The 17,192-nt window shown below is 38.4% G+C and carries 17 protein-coding genes and 4 tRNA genes; 8 read left to right on the plus strand and 13 right to left on the minus strand.

Annotation, left to right across the window (positions count from 1 at the left end; all coding sequences use genetic code 11):
* Positions 1-12: 12 nt before the first annotated feature.
* The 8 genes from C5L23_RS02295 to C5L23_RS02330 form a co-directional block, all read right to left on the minus strand.
* Positions 13-489: a DedA family protein gene (locus tag C5L23_RS02295; protein ID WP_010007483.1), complete on the minus strand. Its 477-nt coding sequence runs from the start codon at positions 487-489 to the stop codon at positions 13-15.
* The gene (gene asd, locus C5L23_RS02300) at positions 471-1,211 is read right to left on the minus strand and encodes an archaetidylserine decarboxylase (RefSeq protein ID WP_133264234.1); all 741 of its coding nucleotides are present in this window, start codon (positions 1,209-1,211) and stop codon (positions 471-473) included. The genes C5L23_RS02295 and asd overlap by 19 nt, the downstream gene beginning before the upstream one ends.
* 37 nt (positions 1,212-1,248) lie before the next feature.
* The gene (locus C5L23_RS02305; RefSeq protein ID WP_010007486.1) at positions 1,249-1,761 is read right to left on the minus strand and encodes a CDP-alcohol phosphatidyltransferase family protein; all 513 of its coding nucleotides are present in this window, start codon (positions 1,759-1,761) and stop codon (positions 1,249-1,251) included.
* Between the two features lie 232 nt (positions 1,762-1,993).
* Positions 1,994-3,139, minus strand: coding sequence for a DUF3114 domain-containing protein (locus C5L23_RS02310; protein WP_010007487.1), 1,146 nt, complete (start codon positions 3,137-3,139; stop codon positions 1,994-1,996).
* A gap of 112 nt (positions 3,140-3,251) precedes the next feature.
* Positions 3,252-3,336 (minus strand) — tRNA-Leu (locus C5L23_RS02315).
* A gap of 54 nt (positions 3,337-3,390) precedes the next feature.
* Positions 3,391-3,825, minus strand: coding sequence for a SprT family protein (locus C5L23_RS02320; protein WP_010007488.1), 435 nt, complete (start codon positions 3,823-3,825; stop codon positions 3,391-3,393).
* A 43-nt stretch (positions 3,826-3,868) separates the two neighbouring features.
* Entirely contained in the window at positions 3,869-4,312 is a 444-nt protein-coding gene (locus C5L23_RS02325) for a hypothetical protein (protein ID WP_010007491.1), read from the minus strand.
* A gap of 8 nt (positions 4,313-4,320) precedes the next feature.
* The gene (locus C5L23_RS02330; RefSeq protein WP_133264235.1) at positions 4,321-6,981 is read right to left on the minus strand and encodes a cation-translocating P-type ATPase; all 2,661 of its coding nucleotides are present in this window, start codon (positions 6,979-6,981) and stop codon (positions 4,321-4,323) included.
* A gap of 364 nt (positions 6,982-7,345) precedes the next feature.
* Between C5L23_RS02330 and C5L23_RS02335 the strand changes: the two genes are divergently transcribed.
* The 6 genes from C5L23_RS02335 to C5L23_RS02360 all read left to right on the plus strand — a co-directional run bounded on the left by C5L23_RS02335 (position 7,346) and on the right by C5L23_RS02360 (position 13,391).
* Positions 7,346-8,023, plus strand: a complete 678-nt coding sequence (locus C5L23_RS02335) for a YoaK family protein (protein WP_010007496.1) — start codon at positions 7,346-7,348, stop codon at positions 8,021-8,023.
* A gap of 421 nt (positions 8,024-8,444) precedes the next feature.
* Complete coding sequence (locus C5L23_RS02340) at positions 8,445-9,290, plus strand: MetQ/NlpA family ABC transporter substrate-binding protein (RefSeq protein ID WP_010007497.1); 846 nt, start codon at positions 8,445-8,447, stop codon at positions 9,288-9,290.
* 25 nt (positions 9,291-9,315) lie between these two features.
* Complete coding sequence (locus C5L23_RS02345; protein ID WP_133264237.1) at positions 9,316-10,158, plus strand: MetQ/NlpA family ABC transporter substrate-binding protein; 843 nt, start codon at positions 9,316-9,318, stop codon at positions 10,156-10,158.
* 57 nt (positions 10,159-10,215) lie between these two features.
* Complete coding sequence (locus C5L23_RS02350) at positions 10,216-11,562, plus strand: M20/M25/M40 family metallo-hydrolase (RefSeq protein WP_133264238.1); 1,347 nt, start codon at positions 10,216-10,218, stop codon at positions 11,560-11,562.
* Between the two features lie 51 nt (positions 11,563-11,613).
* On the plus strand, positions 11,614-12,699 hold the full coding sequence (locus C5L23_RS02355) for a methionine ABC transporter ATP-binding protein (RefSeq protein ID WP_010007501.1): 1,086 nt from the start codon (positions 11,614-11,616) through the stop codon (positions 12,697-12,699).
* Positions 12,696-13,391 carry a methionine ABC transporter permease gene (locus tag C5L23_RS02360; protein WP_010007504.1) on the plus strand — a complete coding sequence of 232 codons (696 nt, stop codon included), beginning with the start codon at positions 12,696-12,698 and terminating at the stop codon, positions 13,389-13,391. The genes C5L23_RS02355 and C5L23_RS02360 overlap by 4 nt, the downstream gene beginning before the upstream one ends.
* 42 nt (positions 13,392-13,433) lie before the next feature.
* Here C5L23_RS02360 and C5L23_RS02365 read toward each other — a convergent pair whose 3' ends face one another.
* A complete protein-coding gene (locus tag C5L23_RS02365; RefSeq protein WP_010007505.1) occupies positions 13,434-14,132 on the minus strand; it encodes a GntR family transcriptional regulator in 699 nt (232 codons plus the stop codon).
* Positions 14,132-15,271, minus strand: coding sequence for an N-acetylglucosamine-6-phosphate deacetylase (gene nagA / locus C5L23_RS02370; protein ID WP_010007506.1), 1,140 nt, complete (start codon positions 15,269-15,271; stop codon positions 14,132-14,134). The genes C5L23_RS02365 and nagA overlap by 1 nt, the downstream gene beginning before the upstream one ends.
* A gap of 178 nt (positions 15,272-15,449) precedes the next feature.
* Between nagA and C5L23_RS02375 the strand changes: the two genes are divergently transcribed.
* A tRNA-Gln gene (locus C5L23_RS02375) sits at positions 15,450-15,521 on the plus strand.
* 33 nt (positions 15,522-15,554) lie between these two features.
* Here C5L23_RS02375 and ruvA read toward each other — a convergent pair.
* Positions 15,555-16,145 (minus strand): Holliday junction branch migration protein RuvA, encoded by a 591-nt coding sequence (gene ruvA / locus C5L23_RS02380; RefSeq protein ID WP_010007507.1) that lies wholly within the window; start codon positions 16,143-16,145, stop codon positions 15,555-15,557.
* Between the two features lie 132 nt (positions 16,146-16,277).
* On the opposite strand from ruvA, the gene C5L23_RS02385 reads away from it, so the two are divergent.
* Positions 16,278-16,967 (plus strand): triose-phosphate isomerase, encoded by a 690-nt coding sequence (locus C5L23_RS02385; protein WP_010007508.1) that lies wholly within the window; start codon positions 16,278-16,280, stop codon positions 16,965-16,967.
* 34 nt (positions 16,968-17,001) lie between these two features.
* Here the strand turns inward: C5L23_RS02385 and C5L23_RS02390 are convergent.
* Positions 17,002-17,074: transfer RNA gene (locus C5L23_RS02390), tRNA-Thr, on the minus strand.
* A gap of 45 nt (positions 17,075-17,119) precedes the next feature.
* Positions 17,120-17,192 (minus strand) — tRNA-Asn (locus tag C5L23_RS02395).

Here is a 17,192-nt window from a genome sequence, read left to right on the forward strand (position 1 = left end):
TGACTGCTTTTTTTATTCCATAATTCCTAAGAAATAGCCAATACCAATAAAGACATTTCCCCATAAGAACGCACCGATAACAACATTTATCATATAAAATTTAAATGGCATCCCCATAATACCAGTAATGTAACTCGTCATATGCCGCACGCCAGGGATATAGTAACCAAAAATCACTGCAAAATGACCATATCGATGAATACATTTTTGCGCCCAAGTATAGGCCTTGCGATGTTGGAATCGTTTTGTAAACAATTTTCCCGAGTATTTCCCAATCATATAACTAATCGCCATACCCAGAGATGATGAAAGTGTTGCCACAACGATCGTCAAGAAATAAGTGAGGTGACCATTTCTAACAAAATAACCGGATACCGTCAATAAAATTTCATCGGGAATCGGTAAGCCAATTAACCCCAATACCATCGATGCAAAAATAATAAAATAACCATATTCTGATACTAATTGTTCTATTTGACTGACTGCCAATGTGCCCGTCCCCCTATGATATCACCAACATTGATTAGCATACCTTCTGTTAATGTACTAGATAGCTTATATTCTGACTGATCTAGTAGTAGTAATACCGATGAACCAAAAGAAAAAAAGCCAATTTCTTCACCGATACACTGTTTTGTCGGTACTTGAGTGAGGTGTGTCGTAATTGAATTAATATTCATTGCTCCAATCGCAATAAAATATGATTGCTCATTCATACAGTACACATGTCGATAATTCTTAGCATACAATTTTTCCGTGTATTTGAGACCCATATCATTAACCGGATAGGAATATTTCCCCAAGGCTTTTTGATATTGAAAACTTGCAGTCACTGGTGCATGGAAGCGATGATAATTTGCTGGACTTAAATAAAACAAGACACAGGCATAGTTATTTGTTATGTCCACTTCTTGTCCGAGCAATTCACTTAGTGTATACGTTTGATTTTTGATTAAAAACTGTGTCTGCCCTTTAGTTTCACCAACGAAAGCAATTTTACCCTGCACAGGACTTATAATGTCATCTGTCGTCATATCAAGATTGCTTAACTCTTGTTGCTGGCTGAATGGTAAGCACCTCGTAAAGAAATCATGCAAACTAGCATACTGCTTACCATCATCTTTAATCTTAAAAAGCGCACGATATGGTGCTATAAAAAAACGACTTAAACGTCGTCGACTTACTCGATTAATGAACGTTGAAGTCATCATATTATTACTCAGTGTACAGACGAAGTCATAAGCGAATTTATTCACTATCTAGCATTCCTTTCAAACTTGGTACTTTAACTGGCATAATCATACTTATAGCTAAAATCAGAATCACAAGAATGAGAAAATATAAATTTAAATTCATGCTAATAACTAATACAAAAGCTGCAAACGGAATAGGTACGCCATGAAAACACGATTGATTAGCATATTTTGTATTATACAGTGATAAACGAAAAGCACCTGCTAGCAAGAAAAACATTAGCATAATAGCAATCGTACTATCATAATGACATTTAATGAAAATAAATAGTGATGGAATAATACCGAATGCAATATAATCAGCAAAAGAATCTAATTGTGTGCCTAATTCACTCGCAACATTTAATTTACGTGCTACTGCGCCATCTAATACATCAAGCACTAGCGCAACAACAAAGAACCATACCCATAAATTAGTTGTGCGTGACACTAACATAAAAATGCTGATAAGACTAAGGGCCATACGAAAAGAAGTTAAAATGTTAGGTAAAACTTTAAAATTAATCATATAACCATCCTAACAGCTGATATGTCCTTTTTAAGACATATTTAAACTTTCTTAATTTTTGATAACGTTTACGCTGTTATTTTACTCGTACTAGTTTTTTGGTTGCCAAATTTTCATTCTAAAATTCAACAATCACAGCACGCATTGTTCTTATCTCGTTATGAATGTTTAATCGTTACAATTAATGCTGCTTTGTTATTATACGTTCTCATACAGATATTATCTCTAACCATTATTTTAGCGTACCGTTATAATGCCGTTGCTTGTTATAATGATAAAATCCCGGATTACGCAAAGGTAACCGCTGAATACAATAATTTACAAAATCATCATACACTTCTGAGCGCTGATGAGCTGGTATTTTTTGCCAAGCCAAATTATCTCGTATCCCCTTTTTAACAATATCCGCATAGCGACCAGTTGGATAGTCCTTTTCATACTGCCAATATGTGGTCTGATAGCTATTCGTCGCTAATCGGCGAATATCAGGGTCGTCTGGATGTTGTACATCCAACCGCCGATGACTATGATGATCCAAGAAATCTAGCGTCACATTTTGTCCGATTGGTAAGCCATAATTGAATGATGCCGTATTAGCAATTGCAGCAATTGTCGTTAAATCATAGTGCATCGGATCGCTATCCACCATCTGATTAGAATGAATTTGATAAAGTGTCCATTCACTCACAAACTGACCGCTCACTAAATCCACAATAAATTCTGACATACGACTATGCTTTGTCACTTGTATTTTCATATTTTTAGGATAGTCCCATGTTTGATGACTCAAAAAGCGGTTATGATAATTAGCACCAGTACTATAATCAAATTTCAAATGAAACTTTTGACCATATTTTAAGAGCTTCTCCAAGTCGTTACTACCCGCAAAATGCTCTCGAATATAGATAATATTATGTCGATCGATGTAACTCCTAAATAAATGAATTTTTCGTGCCACATCAGCATGAGGCCCATCTGTCGCATATTGTTTTAAAGATTTTTTAGGAAATGCCCGTTGCACTTGTTTTCTTAAATAGCGCAAAAATTGGTCATGTGGCGCCATTGTTGGACTAAAACTGTAGCGCTGTCCTAATTGCAAAAAACCGTGCTGATCAATCACTGCTGTGCATTGCTGTAGTATTAATGCCAACTTATCTGCTGCTGATAGTCGACTAGCACGATACATAACTGTATATAGCGGTGAACCAATTTGATAACAATTTTGCTTAAGCTCTAGCGCAAGTTTGGGTTTCATTGGCGCAACAACACGACGAAATATACTGCTGACATATCTCCGGTAAGCCTGAATTGCAGCAAAATCCCACCCCTCATCTTTTAAAAATGCTGCTGCCTGTGTTGTACTTAATTCATTCGCCATACTGATTACTGCCTCATCTTTATCCATGACATCATGAGTTATTATAACGCGTATTGTTTCATCACATCAAAAAGACCACCTTATCAGCTTAATGATAAAGTGGTCATATGAGTGCAGATGGCGGGAGTCGAACCCGCACGCCCTAAGCGGGCACAGGATCCTTAATCCTGCGCGTCTGCCAATTCCGCCACATCTGCAATACCATACTATTATAATCATTTTTATTAGAATTATCAATAGTCTAATGTCATTTATGTTCGATTAATTAACTGTAATCGCCCACCACATTGTCGGCAGCGATAATGCGTAACTTGGAACCGTCTAATACGAAAAATATCATGTCGATTTTCACACTGATAATGCCAATAATGTTGTGATATTGCCAATTTAGGTGCATATCGTATACCACCAACATGAGCAAGTAATGTTTTAAAATCCTGGTCCGCATGACGATACCCTTTATGCATCAAATGTAAATGATAATGCACCAATTCATGCTTAATAATCGCTTCAAATTCAGGAACACTAATCATTTTAGGATTGAATTCCAGATTATGTGTTTTCAAAATATATCGTCCACCCGTTGTCCTTAAACGCACATTAAATATTGCTTGGTGCTTAAAAGATCTTTTGAAATCCTGCTGTGATATTTTTTGTACTAAGTTTTGTAATTCATCATTCGTCATCCATTTTATTGTACAAAAAAACAGCGACGTTTGTCGCTGCTTTTTATCTACTAGCCATCATAATTTTCTGAATATTCGTTTGAATTTTACCCATGTAATCTTCTTGGTCTTTTTCAGATTTTTTGAAAGCTTCATTGTCGACACTTTGGTCTGCAATATGCAATGCATCACTCATCATCTGTGTTGCGTCAGCATAGTTTTGATAGTTTTTAACTAAACTTTTATGTGTACCTAACAAACGAACAGGTGCTTGTGCATGTTGCAATGTTTGTGCATTATTTTGATAGGCACTTACTGTGTCTTCAAACTCTGCTTTAATTTCAGAAAACTCTGCCTGAGATAACTGCGTCAAATCTTGCGCATCCATTGCGGTTGCAAGTTTTGAAAAGAATGGTTCAACATTCGTTGCAATTTCTTCAGTTGAAACGAGTACTTTTTGTAATGTTTGCACATATTGTTGTGCTGCTTTTGGATTAAATTTAGCCACTTGAATTCTTACCTTTTGTTGAATATTCTACGTTGAATCAATTTTACCAGTTCAACGACAATAATGATACTCAAACCGGCAACTAAGACAATTCCCCACTGATAAGCATCTAAGTGTGTCACATGGAACACTGGATTAAGTGGTGGAATAACAACAACAGCGGCCATAACTAACAGCGAACCAACCAAGGCCCAATTAAACATTTTGTTCTTAAAGGCTTGTGGTCCAAACATTGAACCATAGACAGACTTAACGTTAATGGCGTTGAACATCTGCATTAAGCCAAGTGTCATAAATGCCATTGTCAAAGCATCGGCATGGGCCCAATCCGTTTCAATGTGGACAGGATGTGCCAAAGCAAAGCCGTAAACAGAAAGTACGATAATTGCTTGCAATGTTCCTTGCCACAAAATAGCTGGTCCAACCCCGCCGGATAGGAAACTTGCGGTTCGGCCACGCGGTGTGCGCTTCATAATACCTTTTTCAGCAGGCTCGATACCTAACGCAATAGCTGGTAACGTATCTGTCACCAAGTTAATCCACAAAATCATAATTGGCGCTAAAATGTTCCAACCTAACAATGTCATAACGAAAATTGAAATAACTTCTGCTAAGTTAGAAGCTAACAAATATTGCAACGCCTTTTGGATATTGGCAAAGACCTTACGCCCTTCTTCAATTGCATGCACAATAGTGGCAAAGTTATCATCAGCCAATACCATATCAGAGGCACCCTTAGACACTTCGGTACCTGTAATACCCATTGCAATACCAATGTCAGCAGCCTTCAATGCAGGTGCATCGTTAACACCATCACCAGTCATGGCAACAATCTTGCCCTTCTTTTGCCATGCGTTCACAATTTTAACCTTATGTTCTGGTGCGACACGCGCATAGACACTATAGTTAACAACGTTATCAGCAAATTCTTTTTCAGTCATTGCGTCTAAATCAGAACCAGATATAACCGCGGTATCTTTGTCCTTTTCGTCCAAAATACCGAGTCGCATCGCAATAGCCGCTGCAGTATCACGATGATCACCAGTAATCATCATTGGTCGAATACCTGCAGCCTTCGCTTCAGCAACCGCTTGAGCAACTTCAGGACGTTCAGGATCAATCATACCAACGAATCCAGTAAAGACTAAGTCATTTTCAACAACATCAGATGTTAATTCATTTGGTATTGTAGCTGATAAGCGATATGCAAATCCCAAAACACGTAATGCTTGTTGTGCTAATTCAGAGTTTATATCTAATAACTTTTGACGAATATCGTCACTTAACGCAATAACTTCGCCGTTCATTTCGATTTGTGTTGAGCGCTTTAACAACTCATCAGGTGCACCTTTAACCGTAATAATATGGCCATCTGGTGCTGGATGAATGGTTGTCATTAACTTTCGATCCGAATCGAAAGGCAATTCAGCGACACGTGGCATTTTATCAAATAAAGCATCAATATCACGATCATGCTTTTGATTAAAGGCAATCAATGCCGTTTCTGTAGGATCGCCTATCAAGCCATCATCTGTCCGTTTTGTATCATTGTTTAGAGCCAATAAATCAGCCAAACGCGCATAAGTACCATCTAAAGTTGCTGTATCAGCCTCTGAAATTTCAGCGTTAACAACTAACTTTTCAACAGTCATCTTATTTTGTGTCAAAGTTCCAGTTTTATCAGAACCAATGATTTCCGTTGAACCTAATGTTTCCACAGCTGGCAACTTACGGACCAATGCTTGACGCGCAGCCATTCGCGTTGTTCCCAATGCCAAAGTAATCGTCACGATGGCTGGCAATCCTTCTGGAATCGCAGCGACGGCCAAAGAAATCGATGTCAACAGCATATTAACAAATGTTTCTTGGTGACGAAGCATACCAACGATAAATGTTACAACCGCAATAAACAAAATTAAATAAGTTAACACACGACCAAGTTGCATTAAGTTTTCTTGCAATGGTGTCTTTGTTTCATTAGCTGTTTCCAGCATACCAGCAATACGACCAACTTCAGTATCCATACCAGTACCAGTCACGACACCAACACCACGACCATAAGTCACATTGGCGTTCATGAAAGCCAGGTTCGTACGATCACCCAAAGGTAAGTCTTTATCTGTCAGTGTTTCAGAAACTTTATTGACGGGTACAGATTCACCAGTTAAAGCAGCTTCTTCAATTTGAAGCGATGCTGACTGGATTAAGCGTAAGTCCGCTGGTACAATATCGCCAGCTTCCAAACGAACAATATCACCAATAACTAATTCTGTTGATTTAACGGATGATTCTTTGCCACCACGAATAACGTTAGCACTTGGTGTTGACATTTCTTGCAAGGCGTTAATGGCATCTTCAGCCTTTGCTTCTTGAAAGACACCGAAAACAGCGTTAATAATCACGATAGCCAAAATGAAAATGGCATCAACCAATTCACCAGTAAACGCCGCAATCAAAGCTGCTACTAACAATATTACAATCATAAAGTCTTTAAATTGATTAATAAACTTTTGTAATAAAGTCGTTGATTTGGCCTTATTTAACTGGTTTGGTCCGTTTTTTTCGAGACGCTGGGCAGCAGTCTTGATGCTTAACCCTTGTTGTGCATCTGTTCCCAAGTCAGCTAAGATTTTTTGGCTGTCCTGGTTATAAAGTGGTTTATCTCCCATTGGTTATTCCTCCTAATGCTATTAGCATAGCATTTTTCAACATAAAATCCTTAGAATATGCTAAAAGAAAAGACCCATACAAACACAAATAAGCGTTTGTATGAGTCTCACTGTTTAAGGCTGAACCGGTGCTTAAAAGCACGATATAAAACATAATTGTTTTGCTTTGACGATTCAGCCACGAACATTCCGTCAGTTACTCCCTCAGAAATTATCTATGTCTCAAGTATAACAAACCTTTAAATTAAATTCTATGACAGAATAGTATAATTTATGATGTGTACGATTGTTTCAAATAAGTCCCCCAACCATCATGAAACCTGATAAAATATTCTTTTATACTTTATTCTATGGAGTAGTGCTCATGTCAAAAATTCATCCCATTCACGAAAAATTCAGTATTGCTTTACTTGTTGCAATGAATTCTGGTTTCGTAGATGCCTATACTTTTCAATACCAAGACCAACGGTTTGCCAGCTTACAGTCAGGAAACGTCATTCAAGCTGCCGTTAATTTTTCGCAAGGCAATATGCATGATGCTGTCACTTTCGTTTGGCCCATCATTTGCTTTGCCCTCGGTGTTAGTTTCAACACAATTATTACCCATTTTTTTCCAGCCAAACGACTTTCGATTGCACAACACAGCGTCTTATGCCAGCTCATCGGCATTACACTAATTAGTCTACTTGGTAGCCATCTGAGTGAAACTTTCTTTATTACCATGACATCATTCATCATGGCCATTCAAGCTGATACTTTTACCAAGATGCGTGGTCTACCATATGGTAGTGTTATGGCAACTGGTAACATTCGTAATATTGGTAAGCACGCTGCGGATTACTTGCTCAACCATACCCAAGAAAGTTTTGATAAAGCCCGCTTATTTTTCTCAGTCGTCATGGCATTTTTAATCGGCGCGTTGTTGTCAGGCTTTTTGTCACAAATATTAGACAGTCTATCTCTATTAGGTTCGAGTCTTATTTTGTTAATCATCTATTTATCATTGTTTGATAATAAAAGTATTCACGCTTTTATGCCATAATTATTAAAAAAAATTTGACAAAACCTTATTAATCTGTCATTATATGTGTTACAGATTTTTAAAACGAAACAAGTTGAACAGAAAAGTAATAGCTTTGCAAAGCATAGAGAAGTCGTGGTTGGTGAAAACGGCTGTGCGTGGCGCTATGAAAATGACCTGTGATTGGTACTAGCGAATCGGTTTACCGTTAAGCTAGTAACGGTTTGGCCCTCGTTACTGGGCACATCATTCGGCTAGGATCATCTTCTGATGCCCGATGATCGCTGAGGGGTGTTTTAGTAATGATTCATCCACAATTCAGAATGGTAACGCGTTTTCGGTCGCTTCTGTATCTAAATATTAGATACAGAAGCGACCTTTTTTGTTTCCTTGAACGTTTTAAAAATAAATACACAATGTGATAGACACTGGAGAGAAGATTATGAGTAAATTATCAAAATATTTAATAAGCGGTGCGGTTGTCGTTTTAATCGGTGGTGCTGCCTATCTCAGCTTTGGACGTAATCAACAAAATTCGGATAAAACCGTCACGATTGGTATTATGTCTGGTTCTAAACAAGATGACGCCATTTGGAAAACTGTATCCAAAACGGCAAAAGATAAATATGGTATCACCATTAAATTAAAAGAATTTAGTGATTATTCCCAACCTAATAAAGCCCTAGCAGATGGTGACATTGATTTGAACGCCTTTCAACATTATGCTTTCCTAGATGCAACGAATAAATCTAGCAAAACAAACATCGTGGCAATTGGCGATACTGTTATTTCCCCGATTCGTCTATATTCCAGTAAATATCAAAAAGTTAATCAATTCAAAACGGGTGATACCATTGCCGTTCCCAACGATCCATCTAATGAAAGTCGTTCCCTTTATGTCTTAAAAAATGCAGGTCTTATTGGTCTAAAATCCGGTAAAGCATTAGCAACCGTTAAAGATATTACCGATAATCCCAAGCAACTGAAAATCAAAGAATTATCTGCTGACCAAACCGCTCGTTCACTATCTGATTTAGCCGGTGCAGTTGTCAATGGTACGTATGCTGACACAGCTGGCTTAGATTATCATGACGCAATCTATGTCGAACCACTTAATCGCGATTCTAAGCAATGGGTAAACATCATTGCAGCAAATAAAAAAGACAAAGATAAGCAACTTTATCAAGATGTTGTCAAAGCCTATCAAACAGATGCAACTAAGAAGACGATTAAATCAGTCTACAAAGGTGTTGAATTACCTGCTTGGGATACTGATTTTTCAAAATAATGGCCAATTAATGGAGGAATAAATAATGAATAAAAAAACAGGAACAATTACTGGTATTGTTATTGCATTGATTGCTGGTGCTGCTTACATTAGTTTTGCACCAAACGGCCAATCAGCTGATAGTAAGACTGTCACTGTTGGTGTTATGTCTGGTTCTAAAGAAGAAGACAAAATTTGGGATTCTGTCACTAAAACAGCAAAAGACAAATATGGTATTACAGTCAAAACCAAGAAATTCACCGACTACTCGCAGCCCAATAAAGCTTTATCAGAGGGCGATATTGATTTGAATGCATTCCAAAATTATCCTTTCCTTGAAAACTGGAATAAAACGCACAAAACTAACATCGTATCAATTGGTGATACTTGGACAACCCCGCTACGCATTTACTCCGACTCAGCTAAAAATATTAAGGCATTAAAGGCTGGTTCTCAGGTCACTGTTCCCAATGATGTAACTAATCAAGATCGTGCGATTCATGTTCTAGCCGAAGCGGGTGTTATTAAAGTAAAAGACACCAATACAGCAACGCCCAAGGATATTACTGATAATCCCAAGAATCTGAAGGTTACCCCAGTGGATGCTTCACAAACTGCCAAAAGTTTAGATGATCCAAAAGTCGGCGCCGCCGTTGTCAATACTAATTTTGCCAAATCAGCTGGTTTAAATATTAAAAGTGCGATCTTTGTTGAAGGTTTGAACAAGGATACTGAGCAGTATTTCAACTTTATTGCCGCTAACAAAAAAGACAAAGATAAGCAAATATACAAAGATGTTGTCAAATCTTTCCAAACGAAAGAGACCAAAGATCTTGTTGATAAATTCTATGATGGCGCACAAATTACTGTTTGGGACTATAAAAAATAACAAAACAAATTATTAACCAAGGCAAATTTTTGCCGTACATATTAATTGGAGGGACATATGACACAATCAGCTATTAGAACACATTATTTACAAGTATTAAAAGATTTAATTGCAATTCCGAGTGTATCTGCTAAACATGAAAACTTAGATGAAGCCGCAAATTTTATTACACATATCTTTGAATCGCTAGGTGCAGAGGTCATACACGATAACAGCTTTTATGCCCCTTTCATTATCGCTAAATTCAAAGCCAGTGTTCCCGATGCGAAAACGGTCATCATCTATAACCACTATGATGTTCAACCGGCTGAACCTTTAGATCAATGGCGCACGCAACCATGGGAACTAACAGAAGCTGATGGTCATCTATGGGGTCGCGGTGTTAACGATGATAAAGGTAATCTGATTGCTCGCATTACTGCTTTAGTTGAATATCTAACAGAGCATGACCAACAATTGCCTGTTAATATTGTATTTGTTGTAGAAGGTGCCGAAGAATTCGCTTCTAAAGATTTAACCCGTTATCTTGATAAGTACCAATCACAATTAAAGGCAGATTTAGTTATTTGGGAATCTGGTGATCGTAGTACTGATGAACGTGTCGAAGTTTCTGGTGGCACAAAAGGTATCGTTACTTTTGACGTGACGGTCCAGACTGCTGATATTGATCTCCATTCTTCTCTTTCTGCAGTTGTTGATTCTGCTGCTTGGCGTTTAACGCGTGCACTTGCAACATTATATGACGACAACAACCACGTTGCTGTCAAAGGTTTCTATGATGATGTATTACAACCAAATGCCCGAGAAAAAGCATTAGTAGCTCAGTTACCACTCACATCAAGTGCGTTAGTTGAACAATATCATCTCGCTGTACCACTTTTAACGCAGCAGACCGGCGAGGATCTACAGGAAACACTTTACTTTCAACCATCGCTTAACATAGAAGGTATTCAAACCGGTTATCAAGGCAACGGTGTTAAAACCGTTCTACCTGCGTTGGCTTCTGCTAAAATGGAAGCCCGTCTTGTACCAAACATGTCTCCAGAAAAGACTGTGCAACAAATTCAAACCCATTTCCATCAGCTTGGCTTTGATGATATTACTGTCACGCAGACATTGGGTGAATCCGGCTACCGCTCTGATATGAGTGATCCGGAAGTATTACGAGTTATCGATATTGTCCGTCGTATTTCTCAAAAAGAGCCGATGATTATGCCAACGTCAGCTGGAACAGGCCCAATGTTTGATGTATATCATGCAACACAAGCACCAATTGCCAGTTTAGGCATTGGTTATGCGCATTCATTTGATCATGCACCTAATGAAAATATTCGCTTACGTGATTATTTTGAACACATCGACGTTATAAAAGCACTCATCGCTGATTATACCAAAAAATACTAACATATAGTCAGCGCACTATTCATGCTACTATTAATAAAAACGGAGAATTTTATGTCAGAACCCATTATTGCTCTAGATAATATTACTGTTAGTTTTAAACAAAAGAAAAGGACCATTACAGCTGTTAATAATGTCAGTGTCCATATTGAACGTGGTGATGTCTATGGTATTGTTGGTTATTCCGGTGCTGGAAAATCAACCCTAGTTCGTGTTATTAACTTACTACAAGAACCTACCAGTGGCTCAGTTGTCGTCAATGGTACAACCTTTTTTAAGCACGATGCTAATACCAATGACAAAATCCGAATCAAAAATAATGATTTGAGATTACGTCGTCAAAAAATCGGCATGATTTTCCAACATTTCAATTTGTTAAATGAACGCACAGTGACCGAAAATGTTGCGTTTGCTTTGGAACACAGTAAGTTGTCGAGTAAAGAAAAAGCACAAAAAGTTGCTGATTTATTAGCTTTGGTTGATTTATCAGATCGCGCTGACAATTACCCGTCCCAATTATCAGGTGGTCAAAAACAACGTGTGGCTATTGCTCGTGCCTTAGCCAATGATCCTGAAATTCTCATTTCTGATGAAGCCACATCCGCCTTAGATCCTAAAACGACCAACCAAATTTTAGCACTGCTCAAAAGCCTCAATCAAAAATTAGGCTTAACTGTTGTCTTAATCACTCATGAAATGCAAGCTGTTAAAGAAATCGCCAATAAAGTTGCCGTGATGCAAGATGGTGAGATCATTGAACGTGGTTCTTTGCTTGAAATATTTGCCCAGCCAAAAGAACAATTGACAAGGGAATTTATTGAAACAGCCACCAATATTGATAAAGCCATCGAAACAGTTGGTCATCAACCTATCGTACACAATTTAGCTGAAAATGCTGTCTTTGTCCGTCTTTCCTATGTTGGCAAAACCACTGATCAGCCGCTTATTACGCGACTATTTCGTGATTTTAATGTGACGGCTAATATTTTATATGGCAATATCGAAGTGTTACAAGGCACACCAGTTGGTAGTTTACTCGTCATTCTGCAGGGCACACCCCAAGCAATTACGAACGCAATTGCTGCGTTAAATGATAACGAGGTGGATGTTGAAAAAATTAAAGGAGGCCAGTCATTATGAGTACATGGTTTGAACAAAATTTTCCCAATGTTGTTTATCAGGGTTGGAGTGGTGATACAGGTTGGTGGACGGCCATTACACAAACAATTTATATGACATTCTGGTCTGCTCTTTTTGGTGGTTTACTCGGACTTATTTTCGGTTTAGGTCTGGTTATTACATCCCCAAGTGGTATTGCACCCAATAAAACATTGTTTTGGATTTTTGATAAGGTTGTTTCCTTGTTTAGAGCAATCCCCTTTATTATCTTGTTAGCCTTTATCGCACCGTTTACTAAACTAATTGTGGGGACACAAATTGGTACAACCGCTTCATTGGTACCATTATCATTAGGTGTATTTCCCTTCTACGCTCGTCAAGTACAAGTGGCCCTGACTGAGGTCAACGCAGGTATTGTCGAGGCTGCTCAGAGTATCGGTGCTAGCTTCTGGGATATTGTATTCGGTGTTTATCTTCGCGAGGGACGATCAGAACTTATCCGTGTCTCCACAGTGACACTCATTAGCTTGATTGGATTGACTGCTATGGCCGGTGCTATCGGTGCCGGTGGTTTGGGTAATATGGCCATTGCTTATGGTTATAACCGCTATGCTACTGATACAACTGTCTTAGCTACACTGCTTGTTTTAATCTTAGTTCTTGCCGTTCAAATTATCGGAGATGTTCTAGCACGTCGTTTATCTCATAAATAAGCAATAAAAAAGATATCGCATATTGCGCGATATCTTTTTTATTTAGCGTACCAAAGAAAATTCAAATCGTTCACCAACGTAATAGGAACGAACGTATTCAAAAGGCGTATCATTTTGATCGTAAGATACCTGTCGAACAGTCAAAATAGGATCACCGCGTTTGATATCTAAAAGTTCAGATAAACGCTCATTAGCTAAGGCTGCACCAACTGTTTGATTAGCCCGCCCCGGCTTAATACCGATACTGGCAAGGGTTTTGTACAATGATTCTGTTAATGCGCTACGAGTACAATTTTCAACGAGTTTCATTGGTAATGTTGCTTGTTCTAATAAGATAGGCTCGTCATCGCCATATCGTAACCGTTCCAAAACAAGCACTTCATCTGTTGGCTTTAATGCCAAATGTTCAATTTCCGATGCAGAGGGTGTTGTCACCTTGTAACTAACTGTTTTGGTGGTCGCATGTCGACCTGTTTCAGCCATTAGTTCAGTAAAGCTCGTCACGCCCAATGCCCGTTCAGATACCTTTTGTTCTGCCACAAACGTGCCTGAACCGACACGGCGTTCTAATAGCCCTTCATCTACCAATGTCTGTACAGCTTGCCGCAGTGTCATGCGTGATACTTGAAACATCTCAGCTAACTCACGCTCAGATGGTAGTCTTTTTCTACTTTGCCATTCACCATTTTCAATACGATCACGAATTTGATTATGAATTTCAATGTAACGTGGTGTGCCCATCATACCTCCCTTGCAAATCGACGACCGTAAGAATACGTTGCTTGCAAATTTAATTGATTATCAAAAATATTAAAATCAGCATCTTTTCCTGCTGATAATTCACCTTTTTGTGTTAAGTTGAATTCTCTTGCTTGATTAACTGCGCTCATTTGAACGGCATCTTCAATATCAGCAGTGGTAAACTTCTGGATATTAACAAAAGCATCATCAAAGGCCAACACAGAGCCTGCTAAATGGCCATTTTCTAGGCGTGCCTGTTTATCTTTCACAATAACCTTTTGACCACCTAATTCACTTTGCCCATCGCCTAAACCTTCTGCTCGCATAGAATCAGTCACAAGTTCTAAATGTTTTGCACCTTTAATATTATAAGCGAGTTGTAACATATCTGGTACTACATGATAACCATCCGCAATGAGTTCACCCGTTATTTCGGATTCTAACATGGCATGCCCAGTCACGCCTGGTTCACGATGATGCATCGGACTTTGCGCGTTATATAAATGCGTCACATGATGTGCGCGCGATGCTAACAATTGTGCTCGTGTCGCATTTGAATGACCAATTGACGGCACAATATGATGATCCAACATGAACTGTTCAAACTCTGGAATACCCCCGTTCTCAGGCGCATAAGTCACAAGACGAATACGCTGCCCTGATAACGCGTACCAGCGTTCTAACAAATCAACATCTGGATCAATAATATAAGCTTCTGGTTGTGCGCCCATAAATACTTTATTAATAAAAGGACCTTCCAGATGAATACCTTGAATTACCGGATTGTAGGCTGCTACTTCATCAATCACACGTAAGGCTTGTTCGATATTTTCTTTGGTTTGCGTCATTGTCGTTGGAAATAACGTCGTAATTCCTTCTGTAACCATTCGATTAACCATCTGATTTAATTTTTCAGGATCACCGTCCATCGTATCGAAGCCATAACCGCCATGCTTGTGTACATCTATGAATCCAGGCACAATAATCTTATGGCTGGCTTCTGTAATAACTACATCGTCTGGTTTTGGTTGATAGTCTGCCATATAACCAACTTGTTGAATGGTTTTATCAAAACGCATAAAGGCATCTTCAATATGGCCATTACCCGTATATAAAGTAACATCTTTAATTATCTTCATCAGCTATCATGCATGCATTATCCATCATCAATTGATTAATAACACACATCAACCTCCTTTATCTTTACTCTTATTTTAATTGGTCTAGACCTTTTTTGCAAATTTTTTGCTGTCTAAAAAAATATAGCTTGCCAAACAATCATTATTTCGGTAAAATATATAAATGTGTTCAAGACATTGCCCCTTGGCCAAGCGGTAAGGCAACGGGTTCTGATCCCGTCATGCGCTGGTTCGAATCCAGCAGGGGCAATAAAAAACAGATCATCCAATTGGGTGGTCTGTTTTATTTTACTAATAATTTTAATGCCTGACGAATATAGCCATCTGTCGTATCCACTACCCCGTCGAGCTTCTTACCAATCATCTTCACGTCTCGACTCGTATACCCCAGTGCAATTAATGCATCTAACGCATCATCTAACGCCCGATGATCTTGTTTAGACACTATAGATTGTTCTGGCGCATCTGCCGCCGATACTAAGTCATCCAGTTTCCCTTTCAAATCTAGTATGATCTGTTGCGCTGTCTTCTTACCGACTCCTGGGAATTGCGTTAAATAGCTCACATCGTCGTTTTCAACAGCGCTAGCTAAACCTATAGCACTATCACTAGCCAAGATAGCTAACGCGCTCTTAGGCCCTATTCCTGAGACATCTAGCAACTTATTAAATAGCTTTTTTTCAGATGCATCCGCAAAACCGTATAAACTAATTTCCGTTTCTCGTACAATTTGTTCAATATAAAATATCCTACTCGTTTTTTCTGTAAAACGATATGGATTCGCAATATTCAAACGATAGCCTATCCCATTATTTTCAACTACCAAATATGCTGGCTCAACTAAAGTAATTAAACCATTGATATATTCGTACATGTTACTACCTCGATTGTTCTATTGATTGTCTCTTAGAATATACCAAAAAGACTTATTTAAAGCGAACCAAAATATGGCTTGTTATAATTAAGTTATAAATGCATTTTAAACAAATTGGGAGGAAACCCTGTCATGTTAACAGTCTTAAATTTCAAAAATTTAGTTGATTTCAAATTACAATTACAATTTCTACATGATCTCAATACAGCTACAATTCAAACCGAATTATTAGTAGCGCCTACCTTACCACTAGCCAATGATTTCAACAATTTTCAAATTATTTCTCAAAATTTAACCATTCAAGAACGCACAGTTGGTGAAATATCTCCCAGTGTTCTCTCACATCTCAACATTAAGACAAGCTTTATCGGTCATCTTGAACGACGGAAATCCTTGAATGAGGGATTACTCATTGTCCGTAATCGTTTGGCTAATGCCCTGCAACACCATATCTTACCGATTATATCGGTTGGTCAGTATAGTAATTTAGATCTTGTCACCGAAGAATTAGATATTTTACTACGCAACCAAAATATTCAAGCACCCATCATCATCGCTTATGAAAATTTGGCCTCAACTGAAATGGGGCGTGCACTTTATTCGATTGATGAAATTCGCGATGTCCATAATCGAATTCGCTCCTTTATGTCAGCACATTATCCTCATATCAAATATCGTTTAATCCTCGGTGGCCATATGGATGAAGTCGGCTCACCTATCGCCAATGCTTTAGGTTATGATGGTGTTTTGATTGGTGATCGTTATCAAAATTTTAAAGCATTCTCACCAGTCCTTAAGGTACTCAATAATTTAAGTCGTTAAAAAAAGCATCTTAATGTATAAGATGCTTTTTTAGTGCCGACAAGAGGATTTGAACCTCCGACCCCAGGTTTACGATACCCGTGCTCTACCAACTGAGCTATATCGGCAAAATAAATGGCCGGTCAATAATTTATTGACTGACCATTTCAAAACTCCGACTGTCGGGCTCGAACCGACGACAACCTGATTAACAGTCAGGTGCTCTACCAACTGAGCTAAGTCGGA

It is taken from the genome of Leuconostoc fallax, from assembly GCF_004354645.1.
Classification (GTDB): domain Bacteria; phylum Bacillota; class Bacilli; order Lactobacillales; family Lactobacillaceae; genus Leuconostoc_B; species Leuconostoc_B fallax.

Coding starts and splice junctions, on each gene's coding strand:
- asd (WP_133264234.1), bottom strand. CDS start 1,211: ATGATGACTTCAACGTTCATTAATCGAGTAAGTCGACGACGTTTAAGT.
- C5L23_RS02305 (WP_010007486.1), bottom strand. CDS start 1,761: ATGATTAATTTTAAAGTTTTACCTAACATTTTAACTTCTTTTCGTATG.
- C5L23_RS02310 (WP_010007487.1), bottom strand. CDS start 3,139: ATGGCGAATGAATTAAGTACAACACAGGCAGCAGCATTTTTAAAAGAT.
- C5L23_RS02320 (WP_010007488.1), bottom strand. CDS start 3,825: ATGACGAATGATGAATTACAAAACTTAGTACAAAAAATATCACAGCAG.
- C5L23_RS02330 (WP_133264235.1), bottom strand. CDS start 6,981: ATGGGAGATAAACCACTTTATAACCAGGACAGCCAAAAAATCTTAGCT.
- C5L23_RS02335 (WP_010007496.1), top strand. CDS start 7,346: ATGTCAAAAATTCATCCCATTCACGAAAAATTCAGTATTGCTTTACTT.
- C5L23_RS02340 (WP_010007497.1), top strand. CDS start 8,445: ATGAGTAAATTATCAAAATATTTAATAAGCGGTGCGGTTGTCGTTTTA.
- C5L23_RS02345 (WP_133264237.1), top strand. CDS start 9,316: ATGAATAAAAAAACAGGAACAATTACTGGTATTGTTATTGCATTGATT.
- C5L23_RS02350 (WP_133264238.1), top strand. CDS start 10,216: ATGACACAATCAGCTATTAGAACACATTATTTACAAGTATTAAAAGAT.
- C5L23_RS02355 (WP_010007501.1), top strand. CDS start 11,614: ATGTCAGAACCCATTATTGCTCTAGATAATATTACTGTTAGTTTTAAA.
- C5L23_RS02360 (WP_010007504.1), top strand. CDS start 12,696: ATGAGTACATGGTTTGAACAAAATTTTCCCAATGTTGTTTATCAGGGT.
- C5L23_RS02365 (WP_010007505.1), bottom strand. CDS start 14,132: ATGGGCACACCACGTTACATTGAAATTCATAATCAAATTCGTGATCGT.
- nagA (WP_010007506.1), bottom strand. CDS start 15,271: ATGAAGATAATTAAAGATGTTACTTTATATACGGGTAATGGCCATATT.
- ruvA (WP_010007507.1), bottom strand. CDS start 16,145: ATGTACGAATATATCAATGGTTTAATTACTTTAGTTGAGCCAGCATAT.
- C5L23_RS02385 (WP_010007508.1), top strand. CDS start 16,278: ATGTTAACAGTCTTAAATTTCAAAAATTTAGTTGATTTCAAATTACAA.